A 14,957-nucleotide genomic window follows, 5' to 3' on the forward strand; every position below is an offset into this window, starting at 1 on the left:
GTCAGTTTCATGATAGATTTTAGAGACATAAGATACGCTGCACACTGAAATTATCTTTGGGTCATTATAGGATCAATCATTCTGTGGTGCTCCCTTAGTCGGATGGAAGTCGGAAGAAGGAAGAACGGTCAACAGGGAAAAAAGAGGCGAATCATGACAAAGGTGTTCATTCAGTTGACAGTTGACCTGGGACAGTTGACCTGGGACAGTTGACCTGGGACAGTTGACCTGGGACAGTTGAGGGCAGCCTTTACCTGGAAGGAAGAGGATTGGAGTAATGAATAGTCTGATCTTAATTTATCGCTAAAACGGAGAGGCTTTTAACCAATTATTTCTGGTAATTATTTAAAGAGTTAACAAATTTTTATTTCATTTTTTAAGAATCTGTGCCGAATGGGAATTGTATATTTCAATCAATGGCGCAAAAGTATCAAATTCTTTCGCGTTCTTGGTTTCTTCCCAGGACTTACCTACAGGCGATCGATCTAGGTAGCTGCTGAGTATAGCTTGGCGATATGTTGTGTAGAAATTAGGTATAGCCTTTCTCAAAAAGATGAGGTATGACTGACAGCTTATATGACCACTAAATCAAGAGGGCCCAAGCCCAACAACGTACCTCACTTTTTTGGGAAAGGCTATAGAAAAAAACCGAAAATCAGATATAGTGCGAAACCATTTTTCTTGTGATATGTTTTGAGAGAAGGGCAAGTTTACGAACCAACAGATCAGTCCTTACCCGTAGAAAAGTATTAGGGCGGGCTTTGGCTCTAATTTATGCAGGAGATTTCTCTATTATGTTGCAAGAAAAACGTCTCAAGCCGTGGACTGTAGTTCGATCGCTTCCGAATGTGGAAAAGGTGGTTGTGGGTCAGTTTCGTAGTTGGTCTGATGCAGACGGTCACTTGCAAATTCTGAAGCGGATGGTTCCGGCCGACCGGTTAACTGTTGTGTTCGATCCGGTAGTTCCAGCGTAATGTCGCTGCTAAATTGATCGGCGTGCTGCGATCGCCCGAACTGTGCGATCGCCTCTTTTTTTACATGAGAATTTACAGAAAATATTACATAAAAATTGCGATCGCACGGGCAGGCGATCGCAACTAAAATCATTGTCGTTAACTGCGACGAATTTCAGTAACTTGGTCGGCAACATCCAAAATTGCTGGCGGCATCGAGGGCCCAGTCAAAATAATATCCAAATCGTGCGGCTTGTTGTCAATCAATGCGAGCACTTCTGTCTCCCGAATCAAACCTAAATTGACCGCCAAACTCAACTCGTCGAGAATAACTAAGGCGTAACTGCCGGAGAGCACTGTATTTTGAACGTACTCCCACAATTGTGCGATCGATCGCGTTTCGATCTCATCTAAATCGGCATTCTCAATGCAGCGGGGCAAATCGCACCGCACCCAATCTAAATTTTGCCCGAGTCGCACGGGATGTTGATGCCCTTGATTGATTCCCCCTTTGAGGAACTGCACTGCCAACACCGGAGATCCCTGTCCTGCAATTCTCAGGGCTTGAGCCATAACATTTGTAAAAAAGCAGCGGTGCGGGCCTGTAAAAACTTGCACCAGCCCTTTAACTGTGTAGGGCAAGCTGTGGGTCAAATTGAGTTTAGGGGTTTGTAACTGAGCAACCATAGGGCAATATTTAATTAGTAACTAAGTCTTGACTGCTGCTCCGAGCTGCACGTGGCTGGAGCCTGCTTAACAATATATAGTGTACTTGGCCGATCGCAGATCCGATCGAACGCTAGATATACAAATTGTCAAAAGCTAGCGGCAGTAGCATTCGGAGCCGTCAATTAGATTTTGAACTCAAGCAAGCACTTGTGCAGAAGCCTGCTTTTTTAGCGAAATATAGCAGGGAAGCCGACAGTTATGAAGTTATAGATCCAAAAACCCGGGCGATGAGAGTCTTGGTGGCTCCAGGATTGTCAATAAAAGGTACAGATCGCATAGAATTTGAATGTCGTGGCACTAGGAGCAGGCACTGTGAGATTGGTGATTCTGGGAGGGCCAGGAGCGGGAAAGGGAACTCAAGCACAACTATTGTGCGACAATTTGAGCATTCCTTTGCTGGCAGTAGGGGACATTCTGCGTGCGGAAATCGCAGGTGAGACAGACTTGGGCAAGTTGGCCGTGTCTTATGTGGAAAAAGGCGAGTTAGTTCCCGATGAAATTTTGATTCGATTTATCGGCCGCCGGCTGCTGCTGTGGGATGTTTTTAATGGCTGGGTGTTGGAGGGATATCCGCGAACGGCTTTTCAAGCTGAGGAATTGGATTTTTTGTTAGACGATTTGGCGCAGGAGCTAGATTGGGCGGTTTGGTTGAAGGTTCCGACTGAGGTGTTGCTGAGTCGATCGATCGAACGCGATCGATCGGACGATGAACCGGAAATTTTGCAGCGCCGGCTCGATTTGTACGAGGAACGCACTATGCCGATTTTAGAGTATTACGAACATCGGAACAAGCTGTTAACTATCAATGGCGACCAATCCCCAGAACAAGTCCAGCAAGATATTCTTAAAGTTGTTAATAGTCATTAGTCATTAGTCAGCAGTCATTAGTCATTAGCCGTTATTTGTTGATTATTACTCACATCTTGCAGCATTCTCAAGAACAGGCAAGATGCTTGTTCCACAAAAATTAAATTTTCTTGTGGGATGGGCATCCTGCCCGTCCGTGAAAGGCTAGTTGAAAATGGTGCAAGATATCAGTTATTACCAATAACAAATAACGAATAACGAATAACAAATAACAAATAACAAATAACTTATGTCCATAAAACGTGCCGACGGTAGACAACCAAATCAACTTCGTCCGATTAGTTTCGATCGCGAATTCAACAAATTTGCTAGCGGTTCGGTGCTCGCGAAAAGCGGCGATACTCAGGTACTGTGCAGCGTTACGATTAAGCCGGGAGTGCCTAGGTTTCTGGAGAATACCGGAAAAGGTTGGCTGACTGCGGAGTACCGAATGTTACCAGGCTCTACACCGCAGCGACAAGAGCGGGAGTTTATGAAGTTATCGGGGCGCACTCAAGAGATTCAGCGGTTGATTGGCCGGAGTTTGCGATCGTGCTTGGATATGGAACTTTTGGGGGAACGGACGATTATTGTAGATGCTGATGTGTTGCAGGCGGACGCGGGGACTCGCACGACTTCTATCAATGGCGCGTTTGTGGCTGTGGCTGATGCTTTGAATAAGTTGGTGCGAAAAGGTGATTTGGTGCGATCGCCCTTAATTCGCCAAGTGGCGGCCGTGTCTGTGGGACTTTTGGAAGGTGAGCTGTTTTTAGATTTGAATTATGTTGAAGATGTGGCGGCGGAAATTGATTGTAATGTGGTGATGAATGGAGATTTGAATATCATTGAAGTGCAGGGAACTGCGGAAGAGGGAAGTTTTAGTCGAAGTCAGTTAAATCAAATTTTGGATTTGGCGGAAATTGGGATTCAGGAGTTGTTGGAGGCTCAGCGGCAAGCTTTGGGTGAGTAGTCAAATCTAATTCAATTTTTGTCAGGTATAATATTTGATTAACATTACCTATAATGATATGATCATAATTCAAGATTTCAGCCAAGAATTTGCATAAAATCTGGATAGACAATTTTTTTGTATTTTTAACTGAACAAAATTCATGACCTCTGAAAAGATCCCCCCTGAACAATATCTTTTGGAAATGGCTGTACAAAATCTTGAGTATTGTCGCCACTATGAAAATCAACGCATGGGTGTAGCTAGTTCTGCAATTCCATTAGTCGCGATTCTGCTTGCTGTTATAGCTATTGATCAAGCAGTTACTCGGTTAGATTTAATTCCATCTCTGTTCATAGTAATCATCGGTCTTCATGGCATTTTAATGTCTCTAAGATATGAGGAACGTTTTGATTTTCATTATAGTCGTTTCCGTATACTACGAGACGAACTAGATCAAAAGCTGAATGTATCTATTCAGTCTCTAAATCAAATTGCAGATAGAGCGCATTTTGCTGATTTTCCACGAGTGAGCAAACTAAAATTACGTTATCTTTGGTCAGGTCTACATGCGACAGTCGTTGTTATTGGTGTAACACTTTTCATTGTCAGTATCATGGCAGGTAAGTAGTTCACCGTTACAGGAATCGCACCAGGAATCTATCGGCGGGGATGAAATAAATCGGCGGTTTCAACCGCCTCTATCTACACGAAGTCCGCCTGCGCGGACTAAGAGATTATCCGAGGTCAAATAGCAAGATTTCAGCACCGACTTGGGTACTAACTTCGAGCTCTTCTTCCGCACTAATTTGAACGCCATCGCCTTCTCTCAATTCTTTACCATTGAGTTCGGCAATTCCCCCGGCAATTTGCAGCCAAGCATAACGATGCGGTGGCAAATGATAGCGAACGACATCACCAGATTCTAAAATCGCAGCATATAGTTCAACATCCTGGTGAATCGTAACAGCACCATCTTTTCCATTCTTAGAAGCAATGCAGTGGAACTCACCGTGCTTTTCTTTTAAAGGAAATGCTCGCTGTTCGTATCTGGGCTTTAGTCCGTTTTGGTCTGGCAAAACCCATATTTGCAGGAAATGCAGCGGGTCAGTTTTGGAGTGGTTGAATTCACTGTGGGTGATACCAGTTCCAGCACTCATAATCTGCACTTCTCCGGGATAGATGACAGTGCCATTGCCCATGCTATCTCGATGCTCGATCGCGCCTTGCAACACATAGGTGATGATTTCCATGTTATTGTGACCGTGAGTACCGAAGCCCGCACCCGCAGTCACGCGATCGTCATTAATGACTCGCAGCGTGCGAAATCCCATGCGATTTGGGTCGTAAAAGTTGCCGAAAGAAAAGCTATGATAGCTATTGAGCCAAGCAATATTGCTATGACCGCGATCGTGGCGATCGTGAATGAGATGAGTTGCAGTTTCTTGATTCATCATACAATTATCCAAGTGCTAAGTTGTTCAGGATTAAATAACATTTTGGGCGGGCAGGATGCCCACCCCACAAAAGTTTGAGAAAAATCGACTGTCGAAATTACAGCAGATTCTAGGTTGGTTAAGTACACCGTGCGATCGATCGCGGTAGGGAAACGGCATTGCCCATAGGTGTCAACTTAAGGTAAAACCTATAGTCCGCCAGGGGTTGAAAACCCCTGCCTCAAAGCGAAAGTCGTCTGAACACGACTGAAGAAATCATGAGTCCTCTTTGAGAGGACTTTCGCTATTAGACAGGGAATTGATTCCCTGGCGGACTCGCGGGCTCACAGACGGACTTGGCGGGCTTTCAGGCTTAAGTTCACACTAATGGGCACAGCCTAAGTCCCTACACTTTATCAACTTAAAAGGCAAAGCAATCGCAGCCGCTTCCCCACAAACTCGATAGGGCGGCTGAGACATTTAGAGATGACAGCAAATTGCCACAATTGGGTTTGTGAATGGGCATTGCTGCGTGATTGCAGGCAATGGAACAAATATGAATAGGCGCATTAGCCGCAACTGGAATCTGCGAGTAATAACCGCCATAATGGGCGACGGGCGACCATTCTGGTAAGACTGGTAATGCGGGTGGATCTAATTTTTTGAAAGTGTCTGTGGCGTAGACAATCTTGCCGCCTACGATCGTCAAAACCGACTCTAAATGCTTGATTTGTACTTCAGGAATTGAAAAGAAATCATCAGACAAGACGGCTAAATCGGCTAATTGTCCCGGAACGATCGCACCTTTCTTGCCTTCTTCCGACGAAAACCAACTGCTACCCACAGTATACAGCCGCAGTGCTTCCATCCGACTCATCCGGTTAGCTTCAGGATACAGCGACGTGCCGCCGACTGTCTTGCCACTGACTAACCAGTAAAGCGAAACAAAAGGATTATATGATGCTACGCGAGTCGCATCAGTGCCGGCCCCAACTGGGATTTCCATTTCTAGCATACGGGCGATGGGTGGCGTGCGTTCCACAGCTTTCGTGCCGTAGCGTTCAATGAAATATTCGCCTTGAAATGCCATGCGATGCTGAATCGCAATCCCTCCATTTAAGGCTTTGATGCGTTCCAAATTGCGATCGCTGACCGTTTCGGCATGGTCAAAAAACCAGTGTAAGCCATCAAATGGAATTTCTCGATCGACTTCCTCAAACACATTCAAGAAAAGGTCGATCGACTCATCATAAGTCGCATGGAGACGAAACGGCCACCGATGTTCGGCAAGCAACTTCACAACAGGTTTCAATTCCGCTTCTAGCGACTCCGCCAAATCGGGACGCGGTTCTAGAAAATCCTCGAAATCTGCTGCCGAAAACACCAGCATTTCACCAGCGCCGTTTACCCGATAAAAATCATCTCCCTGACCAGGTTGCACCATTTTCGTCCACTTGGCAAAGTCTTCCCGTTCTTCCTTCGGACGCTGGGTGAACAGGTTGTAAGCAATCCGCACCGTCAGTTCACCTCGGCGATGCAATTCTTCCACCACCTGATAGTCATCTGGGTAATTCTGAAAGCCACCGCCAGCATCAATTACGCTGGTGACACCGAGGCGATTGAGTTCCCGCATAAAATGCCGTGTGGAATTAACTTGATGTTCGTAGGGGAGTTTTGGGCCTTTTGCCAAAGTCGCGTACAGAATCATCGCATTGGGTCGGGCAATTAGCAATCCAGTGGGATTCCCATTGCCATCTCGCTGAATTTCTCCACCGATCGGCTGTGGCGTATCTCTAGTGTAGCCGACGGCCTTGAGGGCAGCACGATTTAGCAAAGCGCGATCGTACAGGTGCAAGATAAAAACCGGAGTATCCGGCGCAACTTGGTTCAATTCATCCAAAGTCGGCAGACGGCGTTCGGCAAATTGAAACTCATTCCAGCCACCAACCACGCGCACCCATTGTCCGGGAGGCGTGCGGTGCGCCTGTTCTCGCAGCATCCGCAATCCATCGGCGAGGGAAGGTACGCCATCCCAGCGCAGTTCCAAGTTGTAGTTCAATCCGCCGCGAATTAAATGCAGATGGGAATCGTTCAAACCGGGAATGACTGTGCGACCTTGCAGATCGATAATTTGAGTGCGATCGCCCCTAGTGGCCATTACATCGCGTTCAGAACCCACGGCAATAAACCGACCGTTTTTGATAGCAGCCGCCTCAACCACCGATCGCCGTTCGTCCTGGGTGGCAATGCGACCATTTTTGATAATTAAATCTGCATCAATTGTGCGATCCAATATTTCGTTAGAAATCACGATCAAACTCCTTATCCTCTTAGTCCGCGGAGGCGGACTTTGTTTGTGTAGACGCGGTTTCAACCGCCGAGTCTTTGTTTGTATAAACCCGGTTTCAACCGCTGATTTACTTTGGATACAACCACTTGGAAAACAACCGCGTCAATTGAGGCATCACCAGATAAGTAAGTAAAGCAACAGTCAAACCAGAACTAATTATCTGTGACAACAAAGGCGGAATTGCTGATAGAATCAGAGGCAAAAATCGACTCAACACGCCCACAGTTACAAAAACCCCGAGCCAAGTAACTAACGCCATTTTATAGCGAGGTGGAGGAGATTTGCGCGACTGACCGGATAAAGTGAACCAAGTTTCAAGTCCAGTCAAGGTTTGTACCTCCTCCGGCTTGGCAATTAGCGGCTCCAATCGATCGAGCCATTGTTGCCGCACATCTGACTCAATCCACTGCTTGAGGTGCGTGTAGCGATCGAACTTGAGAATAGCAACATACTCCGGGCAAACTCCATCGCGGGGTCGGATAATGCTCACCCCGCAATGTCCCTCAAACCGCTTCGCATCAGCAGCAATCCCCCTTAACCACTCTTCATAACCCTGCTCTCGCCCCGGTTTAATTTGATGCGAAATAACGGCTGTCACCTGTTCGTTGATTTCGTTGTTTTGCACTTCTGGAAAATCTTGCAGCATAGTTGTTTACCCACCGAATTTCTTAGTCCGCGGAGGCGGACTTCGTTTGTGTAGACGCGGTTTCAACCGCCGAGTTATGAAGAACTTTGTTTGTGTAGACGCGGTTTCAACCGCCGAGTTATGAAGAATTTTGTTTGTGTAGACGCGGTTTCAACCGCCGAGTTATAAAGGATATAACTGGCTTTTCTGAAGAATTCTAATGAGCTAGAGCCGCAACTTTCGCATTACTCGGAAGCTGCCCGTGCACCATCGTGTAGGCATATTCCACGCCAACACCATAGGCTCCACCATGTTCTTTTACCAGGCCCATAACCGCATCGTAGGTGTCTCTATGTGCCCAATCTCGTTGGAACTCCAGCAGCACTTGCAGCCAGGTGACAGGAACTGCACCAGCTTGGACAATCCGCTGCATTGCCAAATCATGAGCAACTGGACTGGTGCCAGCAGAAGCATCAGCTACTGCATAGACTTCATAGCCCGCAGCCATTGCTTCTAGGGCAGGAAAAGTTAAGCATACCTCCGTCCACAGTGCGGCAATTACTAACTTTTTACGCCCAATTCGATCGACTTCAGCGACAAATTTTGTATCGTCCCAGGAGTTCATGCTGGTGCGCTCGATCGGCATTTGGCCAGGAAAAACATCAAGGATTTGGGGCCACATATAGCCACTGAAACTTTTGGTTTCAACCGTGGTGAGGATGGTGGGGACTTGAAATATCTTGGCCGCTTTTGCCAGCCCAACTGTGTTGTTAATCAGGATTTGCCGATCGATATTGGCAACTCCAAAAGTCATCTGCGGTTGATGATCGATGAAGATTACGGTACAATTTTGGGGAGTCAGTAGTTCTAACTTTGACATATTAATGCTCCTTGAAATTGGGTTTGCTAATCTATGTGTGCTAGAGGCGGAGTGCAATCGCGATCGCACTTTTTGCTCTGCTGATGACCTCACTGTAGGGCTGGAGACACTGGAAATCTTTTCTAATCTTGTGGAAAAATTTGTCTATTCTTGCGATCTTACTCAATTCTTGCTGTAAGGTGCGATCGACCTGAGATGTTGCACCATTGTTAATAAGGCTTTATGAACGGGCATCTTGCCCTTTATTGACAATGGTGTAAGACATTAGATCGACCAGACTGTGCAGAATCCAGAAATTGGGGTAAAATCTTAAGAAATAATTGAAAAACTTCGGCCACTAGCAAGGGATGAGAGCAATTATGCAGCAGAGCGAGATCCTTTCACATTCTGAATCCAACGAGTCATCGCATTCATCGAATGGACAATGTGCTGAAGTGACTCGCGATATATTAGATATTGTCACCGAATTTAGGTCAACACCACCTATTCGAGTCGGTGATTTAGCAATAGAACATACCCTCGATCCACCAAATGAGCTAGAAACTTCACCTTGCAGTCACCATTTTTTGCTAGTCAATCTTAGTGGTAGCGGTACTCGGCAAGTCAACCAATTTGATGGAGGTGAGTATGACGGATCTATGAATAATGGCGATTTTTTCTTCCTACCATCAGGAATACCTGCACATATAGCTTGGGAAACCACAGATGAATCTATAACCTTCATAATGAGTCCTGACTTTTTATCTCACATCGCTGCTACAACTGAATGCCTCAATCCTGATAAAGTTGAACTGCGAAGTGTTTTGCTCGATCGCGATCCACAACTTGAAACCATCGCCCGTTCTTTCCTCTATGAAATGACCACCGATGGCTTAGGTGGTAGGCTTTACACCGAATCCCTAGCCAATTTATTGGGCATTCACCTACTTCGCCACTACTGTACTACTCCCGCCACTCTGCGTACCTACAAAGGCGGTTTGTCCGATTTTCAGTTGAAATGTGCGATCGACTATATTCGATCGCATCTCGATGCTCAATTGAGTTTAGAAAACATTGCCGCCGAACTCAATTTAAGTCACTTTTATTTTTGTGCTTTGTTTAAGCAATCGATGGGAATTTCGCCGTGGCAATATGTAATTGGGCAACGAGTTGAACGCGCGAAAGAGTTGCTTAAAAATCGGGAATTGTCGATTTCTGAGGTTGCCCTTGCTTGCGGTTTTTCCAATCAAAGTCATCTCAACAAGCATTTTCGGTCTGCTACAGGAATCGCACCCGGAATCTATCGGCGGGGATAAGCGGCATCGGAATTAATATTATCCACAGTCAGGATACCCCTGTGCCGTTTCCCTACAATTAATCGGGGGATGGTTGCATTTTTAATTGAGGCCGATAGATTATTTTCTAGTAGGGAAACGGCAATGCCGTATCCAGAGTTACTTGAATCGGTGAATGTGGAAATTGCGATCGCCGATTTATACCGCCAAATACAATTTTCTTTAGTCCGCGGAGGCGGACATCGTTTGTGTAGACGCGGTTTCAACCGCCGTCTAATCTTTCCAGCCGCTGACGCTGGTAAATCCAAAATCCAAAATCTAAAATCCAAAATCTAAAATCCAAAATCGGTTGACGGCTGGCCCCCTATGCGGCTACGCTGTGAATTGAGAGGTTGCTTTGCTTGCACAGGAGGCAACCCGCGTCGCCCGAAAATCTAGTTGCACTGCCCAAAGCTGCTAGTAACAGCTAAGGACAGCATAACCGCCAAACTGGGACAAGCAGTCTGGAGGCTAACAGAGCATCATAACACTCTCTGTGGCCGCCCTGCTATCTGTTGAATTGCGGGGCGGCTGGATTTTTGGGTTTCCTTAGAAAACCCAAAGTCAGGAGAACATAATATGTCACAGGAATTCGTGCCCGACGAAAACTCATCCGATTGTCAAAATTCCGACTCAGCAGCAGCAATATCAGAACAGGATGTGCTGCTGGTAACGCTTGTGGGTTCGCCCCAGGGTGTCCGGGAAACGATTCTCACTTTGTACCGATTGGGATTTGCTGAGGTTGGTGACTGGAGTCCCGTACAACGTGCGGCAACTCCCGGGCACGTGATGAGTGTGCTGATTCGTCGGAAAGTGCGATCCTCTTCGAGGGCTGCGCTAACGACTGATAGCACGTCGCCGGGAAGGTAAGCTGGGAGGTTGAGTGCTTTCCACAGCCAAAGGACACAACAATGTTCATTGGTGTGAACTTAACGTCAAATGTAGTACCGATCTACTGTCTAACGATTGAGGCCAGATCCCCCCTAGCCCCCCTTAAGAAGGGGGGGACAGGAATGTTCTCAAAGTCCCCCTTCTTAAGGGGGATTTAGGGGGATCTAGACTCGGCGATCAACGAGTTAACTGGTTACCACGCGATCGCCTGGTAACCAGTACAAAGGAGGAAAACTAATGCAGAAGTACATTGTTTTTCAGGCTGAGTCAGGTGAAGATGAAGGCTGGAAACAGAGAAAACTTCAACACAGCCAAGCTCTAACTTTTATCATTGCAGAAAACTGGGATTCTTCTGAGGAACCGATTCCTGAACCGGGATATCGCCCTGTAGAATTTGTGCGGGTGGAGTCAGAACACGATCCAAATGAACACGCACATAATACTCATTATCGCGTCAGTGATTGGGAAGTTGTGCGGGTGCAAACATATACGCCTGATATTCCAACTCCGATGAGCGATTATGATGTAATTGTGATGTGTTATTGTCGGTATAGTCCGATCGATGCTCCTCTGAAATCGATGCCGAAACGACAGGTATCGATCGATTCTTTTGGTGGCGATGAGGTGGCTTACAAGCAATACCTGGAATCGGAAAAGGGCAAGAATTATGCGCCGTCAGGTATCAAGTCTTAGGGCTTACGCATGGGGGCTAAAAACCGAGTTTTTTCGATAATTCTTCGTTGTGATGCGTAGATTCGGGCAAAAACCCGGTTTCTAGATGACGCGCGGGTGGCCAGAAACCGGGTTTTTTCGATAATTCTTGGTTGTGATTCGTAGATTCGGCCAAAAACCCGGTTTCTTTGTCGGAGTGCGTAAATCCTGTGAACTTTCGGTGTAAGTTAACTGGACAAATCCGCCTCCTGAATGCCGCATCTTTACTACTTGCAATCGAGCTAACTACTGAGACTATCGTCACCCAAATTATCGAGAAATTCTTGCAGCGAATCGCGGCTATTGCGAACCGAATCGTCATTAGGAGCAATGGCTAAATATCGATTAAACATTTCCAGCGCCTTTTGCCAACTCTTGAGTGCTTCCTGTCGATCGGATAATTGTTCTTGCAAATCACCCAGACTTTGCAGCGCAATCCCTTTGTTATTGAGAGGATTGAGAGAATCCGGTGCAATAACTAAAGCAGAATCAAAGACTGCGATCGCCTCAGAGTAGGACTGTTTGGCTGCCTCAAATTCACTTAGCTGTGCTTGCAACTGACCCCGACATCCCAGTGCAGTTCCTTTACTGTTGAGAGCATATTTATTATCTGGTGCAATAATTAAAGCAGAATTAAAGGCAGCGATCGCGTGTGAGTAAGAAAGTTTGGCCGCCTCAAACTCAGTTAGCTGTGCCTGCAAATAACCCAGACATCCCAGCGCTCTCGCTTTGTTATTAAAAGCCGAGATATCATCCGGTGCAATTTGTAAAACAGAATTCAAGACATCGATCGCCTCCAAGTAAGACTGTTTGGCTGCTTCAAATTCACTTAGCTGTGCTTGCAACTGACCCAGACTTTGCAGCGCATTCCCTTTGTAGTTAAGAGACATGATAAAATCCGGTGCAAGAAGTAAAGCAGAATTCAAGACAGCGATCGCCTTTGAGTAAGACTGTTTGGCAGCTTCAAATTCACTTAGCTGTGCTTGCAAACAACCCAGACATCGCAGCGCATTCCCTTTGTTGTGGAGAGCATAATTATCATCGGGTGCAAATTGTAAAGCAGAATTAAATGCTGTGATCGCCTCCGAAAAAGAAAGTTTTGCAGCCTCAAACTCACTTAGCTCTGCCTGTAAATCACCCAAACATCGCAGCGAAATCCCTTTGCTGCTGAGCGTAGCTTCATTATCAGGAGTTAAGATGAGTTGGTTATCGAAAGCTGCAACTGCCTCTAAATATTCCTGTTTTGCCTCTGCGTATCTAGCCAAATCAGCATAGTAATATCCCTCCAATTGTGAAATCCAGCCCAGCCGATAATCACTCTTAATCCACAACTCATCTCTAACTCCCAGCAGCAACTCGCATTCCCCATAACGACTCAGCCGCAACGCTTTACCAAACACCTCTTCCCATTCCTTCACACCCCGCTCCCAATCCAAGCGATTAGCATGAAAAATGGCCTCTGCCCCATCCCCCACTTCCCGATAATGCCCCTCTAAAACCTCATGAGCTCTGCGAGTTTTCTCATTATCCCGATCGCAATCCAAGCGCCGCAATAAATCATGAATCCGATACCAATTATCCCCCCGCTTCTCCGATTTCCACACAAAGGAAAAACCCGTCAACATCTCAAAATTTGCACTGCTTGCCTGGAAGTGGCAACCAGCTCCCAATTTCACGTACAAATCCTCATCAAAAGCGCGGCAAGCACTCAGCGAATGCACAGCCGATCGCACTTCGCGATCCACATACAAAAGCAATCGATCCGTTAACTCCGCAGTCTTATTTTCCAACTTCGGAATCCGCGCAAAATCCGACGCCAGCAACTCAATTCCCCGCCTTCTTTCTGCCAGCACCACATCCGCGCACAAACCCAAATAAAACGGATGTACCTGCAAATCATCCCAACTCTCATCAGGATTAACGCTGGCATATTTAATCACAGCATCTGCCAAATCAACCTTGTCAATCTCCACTTTGTGCAAGTAATCCCTAGCATCGGCGGGCGACAAATGCCACACCAATTGTTTATCTATATAATCTTCGGGAATCGGAAACTTCGCCGCATTCGGCCACCGCAGTTGCGTCACCGGACAATCTCGCCCCGCCACAGCAACCACAATCCCCAATTTGTAATCCAATGCCCTCAACAACCGCCGAAACCACTCATCTTGATACCAAAAAGTTGCGCCTTGAGAATTGCGTTTTTCATCCCACATTTTCTCGTGAGTATCGAACAGCATCACCAGGCGATCGGGTTTATTTCTGCTAGCCATTGCCGCATTCAAATCCCCGGCAAACAATTTCGGCAAACAGTCGATTAATTCAGTATCAATATCTTTACGGCGAATTTCATCAGCCGTTTCGTCGCTGACACCCAACCGCGTTTGAATTAATTTCATCGTTCGCTTAATGCCACCGAATTTATCGATTAATTTCAGCCCCGCCGCTACTTGCGACACCACAGGAAATCCGGCAAATGTTTCAACTACAGGTGTCAAAAAATCAATCAAATCGTTGGGGAAAAGTTGGTTGAGAGTTGCCTCTGACTCGCCTTTGTTCAGCAAATACCAAAAGCAAGCAAAATCATAATTAGGAAATTTAAATTTATATTTCTTGGCTGACTCTGCCAGATTGCGCCGCAGCATCAGCAAGCCGTAAAATCTATCTTGCGGTTTATCTTCTTTAATCGGTATCAATCCGAAATCGTGTCTGACGGCGGGGATGGGAGTGTAGGTTTTGGGTTTTGCGTGCCAGACAAAATCGGCAACTTCGGCGGCTTTTGCTTCTGGGAGTGCGCGCAATTGTTGCCAAACTTCCGGGGTGAATTTTTTGCAGCAGTGATACTCCAAGTGTTTGAGGAGCAATGACTTGCCGTTGCCTCCATCCCCGAAAAAATACAAAATTTGTTCGCGGGGCTGGTCTTCGTTTAAATAAAAGGCAAATCGGCGGGTAAATTCGTGTCTGTCTGTGAAGAGTTGCAGTTTGCGATCGTCGCTGATTTGGATTTCAAAGTCTTCGTCGTCTATTGGCATATTTGTTCGGATGTGGTGGTAGTTTAGGTTTTGCCGATTGGTGTCAACTTAAGCCTAGAATACTTGAAAAATCTCGCTTCTAGCGTAGTCTAGATCCCCCTAAATCCCCCTTAAGAAGGGGGACTTTGATCGCGCTTCCGGTTCCCCCCTTCTTAAGGGGGGTTAGGCAGGGTGGATTAATTGTCAGGGGGGAATGTATGATACAAGAGGTAATCAAGTCTGCCCTGTCCGGGTAGACTATC

The 14,957-nt window shown here is 46.3% G+C and carries 14 protein-coding genes; 7 read left to right on the forward strand and 7 right to left on the reverse strand.

Annotation, left to right across the window (positions count from 1 at the left end; genetic code table 11):
- Window positions 1-813: 813 nt before the first annotated feature.
- Together JGK11_RS28710 and JGK11_RS28715 are read right to left on the reverse strand one after the other, a co-directional pair.
- Window positions 814-1,107, reverse strand: coding sequence for a hypothetical protein (locus JGK11_RS28710; RefSeq protein ID WP_293213849.1), 294 nt, complete (start codon window positions 1,105-1,107; stop codon window positions 814-816).
- Between the two features lie 5 nt (window positions 1,108-1,112).
- Entirely contained in the window at window positions 1,113-1,640 is a 528-nt protein-coding gene (locus JGK11_RS28715; protein WP_293213851.1) for a P-loop NTPase family protein, read from the reverse strand.
- A 354-nt stretch (window positions 1,641-1,994) separates the two neighbouring features.
- Here JGK11_RS28715 and JGK11_RS28720 point away from each other — a divergent pair, with 354 nt between their 5' ends.
- The 3 genes from JGK11_RS28720 to JGK11_RS28730 all read left to right on the forward strand — a co-directional run bounded on the left by JGK11_RS28720 (window position 1,995) and on the right by JGK11_RS28730 (window position 4,108).
- A complete protein-coding gene (locus JGK11_RS28720) occupies window positions 1,995-2,549 on the forward strand; it encodes a nucleoside monophosphate kinase (RefSeq protein WP_293213877.1) in 555 nt (184 codons plus the stop codon).
- 229 nt (window positions 2,550-2,778) lie between these two features.
- Complete coding sequence (rph, locus tag JGK11_RS28725) at window positions 2,779-3,498, forward strand: ribonuclease PH (protein WP_293213854.1); 720 nt, start codon at window positions 2,779-2,781, stop codon at window positions 3,496-3,498.
- A gap of 142 nt (window positions 3,499-3,640) precedes the next feature.
- Entirely contained in the window at window positions 3,641-4,108 is a 468-nt protein-coding gene (locus tag JGK11_RS28730; protein WP_293213856.1) for a hypothetical protein, read from the forward strand.
- A 106-nt stretch (window positions 4,109-4,214) separates the two neighbouring features.
- On the opposite strand, the gene JGK11_RS28735 is transcribed toward JGK11_RS28730, so the two are convergent.
- The 4 genes from JGK11_RS28735 to JGK11_RS28750 all read right to left on the reverse strand — a co-directional run bounded on the left by JGK11_RS28735 (window position 4,215) and on the right by JGK11_RS28750 (window position 8,768).
- Window positions 4,215-4,934: a pirin family protein gene (locus JGK11_RS28735; RefSeq protein WP_293213858.1), complete on the reverse strand. Its 720-nt coding sequence runs from the start codon at window positions 4,932-4,934 to the stop codon at window positions 4,215-4,217.
- A gap of 400 nt (window positions 4,935-5,334) precedes the next feature.
- Window positions 5,335-7,224: an amidohydrolase gene (locus JGK11_RS28740; protein ID WP_293213860.1), complete on the reverse strand. Its 1,890-nt coding sequence runs from the start codon at window positions 7,222-7,224 to the stop codon at window positions 5,335-5,337.
- Window positions 7,225-7,330: 106 nt separating this feature from the next.
- Entirely contained in the window at window positions 7,331-7,909 is a 579-nt protein-coding gene (locus tag JGK11_RS28745; RefSeq protein WP_293213862.1) for an antibiotic biosynthesis monooxygenase, read from the reverse strand.
- Between the two features lie 196 nt (window positions 7,910-8,105).
- Window positions 8,106-8,768 carry a hydrolase gene (locus JGK11_RS28750; protein WP_293213864.1) on the reverse strand — a complete coding sequence of 221 codons (663 nt, stop codon included), beginning with the start codon at window positions 8,766-8,768 and terminating at the stop codon, window positions 8,106-8,108.
- A gap of 434 nt (window positions 8,769-9,202) precedes the next feature.
- Here JGK11_RS28750 and JGK11_RS28755 point away from each other — a divergent pair, with 434 nt between their 5' ends.
- From JGK11_RS28755 to JGK11_RS28770, 4 genes are all read left to right on the forward strand, one after another.
- Complete coding sequence (locus JGK11_RS28755; RefSeq protein ID WP_293213866.1) at window positions 9,203-10,063, forward strand: AraC family transcriptional regulator; 861 nt, start codon at window positions 9,203-9,205, stop codon at window positions 10,061-10,063.
- A 69-nt stretch (window positions 10,064-10,132) separates the two neighbouring features.
- Entirely contained in the window at window positions 10,133-10,378 is a 246-nt protein-coding gene (locus tag JGK11_RS28760; RefSeq protein ID WP_293213868.1) for a hypothetical protein, read from the forward strand.
- Window positions 10,379-10,660: 282 nt separating this feature from the next.
- A complete protein-coding gene (locus JGK11_RS28765) occupies window positions 10,661-10,951 on the forward strand; it encodes a hypothetical protein (protein WP_293213871.1) in 291 nt (96 codons plus the stop codon).
- Window positions 10,952-11,209: 258 nt separating this feature from the next.
- Window positions 11,210-11,665, forward strand: a complete 456-nt coding sequence (locus JGK11_RS28770) for a hypothetical protein (protein WP_293213873.1) — start codon at window positions 11,210-11,212, stop codon at window positions 11,663-11,665.
- Window positions 11,666-11,925: 260 nt separating this feature from the next.
- On the opposite strand, the gene JGK11_RS28775 is transcribed toward JGK11_RS28770, so the two are convergent.
- Window positions 11,926-14,715: a hypothetical protein gene (locus tag JGK11_RS28775; protein ID WP_293213875.1), complete on the reverse strand. Its 2,790-nt coding sequence runs from the start codon at window positions 14,713-14,715 to the stop codon at window positions 11,926-11,928.
- Window positions 14,716-14,957: the final 242 nt, after the last annotated feature.

Source organism: Microcoleus sp. PH2017_34_RAT_O_A (genome assembly GCF_020737885.1).
Lineage (GTDB): Bacteria > Cyanobacteriota > Cyanobacteriia > Cyanobacteriales > Microcoleaceae > Microcoleus.